We start from the raw sequence: 4,708 nt of genomic DNA, 5'->3' as shown, positions 1-4,708 counted from the left end.
AGGGCCCCGGTCGCCGCGGCGCGCCCTACACCTATGTGACGACGGAGCAGTTCCTGGTTGCCTTCGATCTGGAGAGCCTGCAGGATCTGCCGGATCGACAGCAGCTTGCGGATGCGAGACTGGCTGCCGGATGACAACTGAGCGGCAAAGTCACACGGTCTATCGCTCAAATCTGGACCATTCATGAGTTATAGAACTGCATCCTATAGCTCATGATCACGGAGCGGGCCCCTGCGCAGAGACGCTTTCTGCAACTGCCATTGGTACCTGACTTACGCATCGTCAAGCAATGTGGCTCCCAATTGCCGGAGCCTTGACTCCCAATTGACAGGTGCCGGATTCCCAATTACCGAAGGTCACGCTTTCAATTTGTTGGCCCCACAAGATCATGTTCAAAAGACTTCTCGATCCCCGATTGCGTGAAGCGCTGTCAGACACTCCAGTTGTGCTGGTCGTTGGACCGAGGCGCGCAGGTAAAACAACGCTTGTGCAAAATGTGGGTGGTGACGATAGGACCTACATCACATTAGACGACCAGACGGTACTCGAAGCCGCTATGGCCGATCCCGCCGGGTTTGTACGAGGTCTGGATACTGCGACGATTGACGAGGTCCAAAGGGTTCCTGAGCTCCTTCTGGCCATCAAAAAATCTATTGACGAGGACTACCGCCCCGGACGTTTTTTGCTGACAGGGTCCGCAAATGTTTTGACGCTGCCGAAGGTCGCGGACAGTCTCGCGGGGCGCATGGAGACCTTGAACATGCTTCCACTTGCCCGTTCAGAGATTGAAGGCGGCGCGGCAAATTTCTTGGATCAGCTCTTCGAGGGAAAGTTTCGATACACCAAGAATCTTGCGCTTGGCGATGACCTCTTGCAGATCATTCTGCAAGGTGGCTTTCCGGAAGCTCTGTCGCGTGGGAACGAGCAACGCAGGCAGGACTGGGTACGCTCATACTTAATATCGGTGCTCACCCGAGACCTCAGGGACATCGCGGACGTTGAGAAGCTGACGGAGCTCCCAAAGTTTGTTCGGTTTCTCGCGGAGTATTCCGGTCAGTTGGTCAACTATTCTCGGTTCGGCTCGAGCATCAATGTGAGCCACAAGACAAGCCAGCGCTATGTCGGTTTGCTTGAGCAAGTGTTTTTGGTGTTCACGTTGCAGCCCTGGTACACCAACGCGATCAAACGGATTACGAAGACAGCCAAGCTGCATTTTCTGGATACGGCTGTTCTTGCCACGACGCGCGGTCTGACATTTGAACGGGTGCGGAAGAACCGTGATTTAGTTGGCGCGCTGCTCGAGAGTTTTGTGTTCTCGGAAGTCATGAAGCTTATGACGGGGACGGACATGCGCCTGACACCATACCATTATCGCGATCAGGAGATGCGGGAGGTGGATATCGTTCTTGAGAGGGACGACGGGACGATCGCCGGACTTGAGATCAAGGCATCTGCAACGGTACGCACATCAGATTTTGGCGGCTTGAAGACCCTCGCCGACGTCTGCGGAGATCGCTTTGCATTTGGAGCAGTTCTGTACGATGGCGCAGACGTGGTTCCGTTTGGAGAACGCGTTGCGGCGGTCCCGATCTCTAATCTCTGGACAACGTCGCCGGCCTAGGCTTCCGCCCTGCCGCGGGACAGCAAAAAACACCAAGGGCGGATTCTGTTGAAGAACTCGACTTAATTGATCGGGCGATTGTCGCTCGAGTGTCCGCGCGAGTGGTGTGTGCCGGATTCTGATCTAGTCGCCTCCCAAATCGGCTGATCTGATGCCTCAGATCATGCCGTGATCTCCGATCGGACGGTCTTGGGCCTGAGCTTGGCGAGCTTTCTGAGGTTCTGTGCGATTGCTGCGAGAAGGAACTCATCCTTTGCGCCACACGAGCCGCGTAATCGCAGCCCGGTCAGGTTTAGAATACGCTTCAGAGTAAGCGGTGCGCCGGTCACACGGCTTCAGCGTAGTTCCCGGGCAGCAACTCGTTGATGTGCGTTTGTTTGTGCCCCTCGGCGAATGGCGGTCAGGACACCAGACAGATAGCTGTGGGGTTCGATCCCGTTAAGCTTGCAGGTCTCGATCGACGAGGCGATGACGGCCCAGTTTTGTGCGCCGGTATCATGTCCTGCGAAGAGCGCATTCTTGCGGTTCAGGGAGATGGGACGGATGGCGCGCTCGACGGGGGTGTTGTCAAGCTCGATGCGGCCATTACTGAGGAACAGGTACAACCCGTGCCAGTATTTGGCGATGTATTTCAGGGCCTCGCCAGTTGGTGACTTAACCGAGACGCGGGCGCGGCTTTGGGCGAGCCAAAGCTCGAAGGCATCGATGATGGGTTTTGAGTGGTCCTGCCGTGCAGCGCGGCGTTGGTCTGCAGGTAGGCCGCGCAGATCTTTTTCGATGCGATAGAGCGCCTGGATTTGGGCCAGGCCTTCTCGCGCGATTGGTGCCCCGCCGGACTGGGTGACGGCATGCAGTTTGCGGCTGGCATGCGCCCAGCAGTAGGCCAGCGTTACATCCTGCGCCGGGCGTTTGAGCAGGCGGTTAACCAAGGGATCAAACCGGACTCAGACTCAAGGAAGCAAGGGCTTATATGGGTCAATATGACCCTATTTATAACTCCTTCTTGACTTGTTTTGTTCAATCATTGGTTACATATTGACCCTATGGTGAAGTTGATTCCGTTCCCAGACCCCATGCCAGTGCACAGGTTTGAGACCATTGTTCGGGAGCGGGCGAAGTTCTCACACATGGTGGTCCAGACGGACCATCTAAAGCAGCGAATGGATGAGCGGGACGTGTCGTTCCGGCAAGTTCTGAACGTCCTACGTAAGGGCAACATAAATGGGATACCGACATGGAACCCAGCCAAAGCGAGTTACGAGGGTAAAATGAAATACCACGGGACCGGACGGGAGGTCAGCGTGCACTGCGCAATCCGCGAAAGCAATCTCTACGTCTTCGCAGTCACCGTTTACTAAGGAGGCTTGCCTATGAATGATCAGTCTCGCTATCACTACACAGAGTGCGGCCTAGACAACGTCTGGCTCGTAAATGGCGTTGAGCGCCACGACACCCCTTATGGCGCTGGCGTTTCGATTGTCGACGTTGACGGACTACACGCTGCTATCGGCCTGCGTATTGCTGATCGTGCCGATCAGATGGCCGGGGCAGAATTCCGGTTTCTGAGGCACGAGCTGGACCTCTCGCAGCGCACGCTTGGCAACTTACTTGGCGTTGATGGGCAATCCATCAAACGATGGGAACGCAAGTCGAATACCAGCTTGGATGGTCCGGGTCCTCGCCTGTTGGCTGCGCTGTATCGAGAATCCACAACTGGCGATCCAGACTTGTCTCGTAGTCTTGAGATGCTGGCTGATCTTGATGCCGAACGGCATAGGCAGATTACGCTAGCCAGAACCGCAACCGATGAATGGACTGTCTGCGCAGCATAAGCCATCTGCGGCGCAGGCAAACGCTATAAGCCAGTTCACACGGAGCAGCCCTCAATGAGATTATACGAATATAGCGTCCAGAATATGCGACTGCTCGATAGCAATGATCCGAAGACAAACCTGGTCCAAGTCAAGCTAGACTTCGAGCCGCCGGTTACCATCGATGTGATTGGCCACACCATAGAGGTAACGCTCCGCTTCCCCGCCGACGCCGAGTTATCTCTTGCGAACCTGCGAAAGATGGCTCGCAAAGAACTGCCAGAGGTACTTCGGGATGCGGCTGACATTTCCTACAAATGTCTTCCGGAAGATGGATCTGAGCTTCGTTCTGACGAAGGACTCTCATAGACATTCCGATGAGGCATGATCTCGCTCCGGCCAAGAGCAACAACTAGTCACAAGAAACGTCACCTATTAAACACTAGCGCTTCGGAACTGTCCGTGCTGCGCGAAAGAGCGCGGCTCGTTTTCGCCGTTTGCCCAAGTCTTCCCGAACCGCACGACGCCGGAACTCCGGAGGCTTCAGGCGGAGTTGGGTGCACGCCATTCGTTCCGGGAAGCGGCTCGGATATTGGAGACTTTCCTACCTCGTGCAATGCCATACAACACCACCGTGCGTAATCGTCTAGGCAAGATCGCGGAAGACATCACTGAGGTGGAACCTCCGGAGAACGAGGCCATCGGTCAGCATCCTGTGACCTGTTCATCGACGGAGCCCACATGCGGTGCAGACGGGAGTATCAGAGGCGTCACCTTGATGTTGTGGTTGGGAAAATCGAGGCTGGCGACATGTGTCGTCGCTTCGGTATTGCGCCAGAAGTGTCTTCCCTTGCTCAAGCTTAAGCCTTAACTCGCTATGACACTGGTCGGTCAGACGGAGACGGCGAAGCTCTTCCGTCCGCTTCTCTCCCGTTTCAGAAGTCGTTTCCACAATAATCCGAACGTCCATGTCAGCCTCCAGTAATCAAAACCCCTGTAGCTTACCCCAACACCCCCAGCTTTTGCCCACTCCTGTCGGCACCAACCTCATTATAGTCGGTTCCTATCCAAGTATAGGATTTGGGAATTTCCTGAAGGCAGCAAGCTGGTTCTATTGTTCAGTATGGAACGATTTGATTGGCCAGCGAGTGCTTGGCTAAAAACCGCCAATTTCCACAATAGATTCAGCCTGTTACTTGCGGGCTGGGTGGGTCTGGCGTATCATCGGTTCATCGGTTCATCGGTTCATCGGTTCATCGGTTCATCGGTTCATCGG

Annotated in this window: 3 protein-coding genes and 4 pseudogenes; 5 read left to right on the top strand and 2 right to left on the bottom strand. The window is 55.2% G+C overall.

Annotation, left to right across the window (positions count from 1 at the left end; genetic code table 11):
* Positions 1–134: pseudogene (locus GTF44_RS22360) on the top strand (SMC-Scp complex subunit ScpB); the annotation flags it as partial.
* A gap of 254 nt (positions 135–388) precedes the next feature.
* On the top strand, positions 389–1,621 hold the full coding sequence (locus GTF44_RS21760) for an ATP-binding protein (RefSeq protein WP_171563488.1): 1,233 nt from the start codon (positions 389–391) through the stop codon (positions 1,619–1,621).
* A gap of 161 nt (positions 1,622–1,782) precedes the next feature.
* Here GTF44_RS21760 and GTF44_RS21755 read toward each other — a convergent pair.
* Both GTF44_RS21755 and GTF44_RS21750 read right to left on the bottom strand, forming a co-directional pair.
* Positions 1,783–1,929: pseudogene (locus GTF44_RS21755) on the bottom strand (IS5/IS1182 family transposase); the annotation flags it as partial.
* Between the two features lie 17 nt (positions 1,930–1,946).
* Positions 1,947–2,517: pseudogene (locus GTF44_RS21750) on the bottom strand (IS66 family transposase); the annotation flags it as partial.
* A gap of 147 nt (positions 2,518–2,664) precedes the next feature.
* On the opposite strand from GTF44_RS21750, the gene GTF44_RS22725 reads away from it, so the two are divergent.
* The 3 genes and pseudogenes from GTF44_RS22725 to GTF44_RS22355 all read left to right on the top strand — a co-directional run.
* Positions 2,665–2,979 (top strand): DUF4258 domain-containing protein, encoded by a 315-nt coding sequence (locus GTF44_RS22725; protein ID WP_171563875.1) that lies wholly within the window; start codon positions 2,665–2,667, stop codon positions 2,977–2,979.
* Positions 2,980–2,991: 12 nt separating this feature from the next.
* The gene (locus tag GTF44_RS21740; protein ID WP_171563483.1) at positions 2,992–3,453 is read left to right on the top strand and encodes a DNA-binding transcriptional regulator; all 462 of its coding nucleotides are present in this window, start codon (positions 2,992–2,994) and stop codon (positions 3,451–3,453) included.
* Between the two features lie 487 nt (positions 3,454–3,940).
* Positions 3,941–4,293: pseudogene (locus GTF44_RS22355) on the top strand (ISKra4 family transposase); the annotation flags it as partial.
* Positions 4,294–4,708 lie beyond the last annotated feature (415 nt).

Origin of the sequence: Roseobacter sp. HKCCD6576-2 (assembly GCF_013179285.1) — a bacterium.
GTDB classification, from domain to species: domain Bacteria; phylum Pseudomonadota; class Alphaproteobacteria; order Rhodobacterales; family Rhodobacteraceae; genus Rhodophyticola; species Rhodophyticola oceani.
This window is presented reverse-complemented; position numbering and strand designations above follow the sequence as displayed.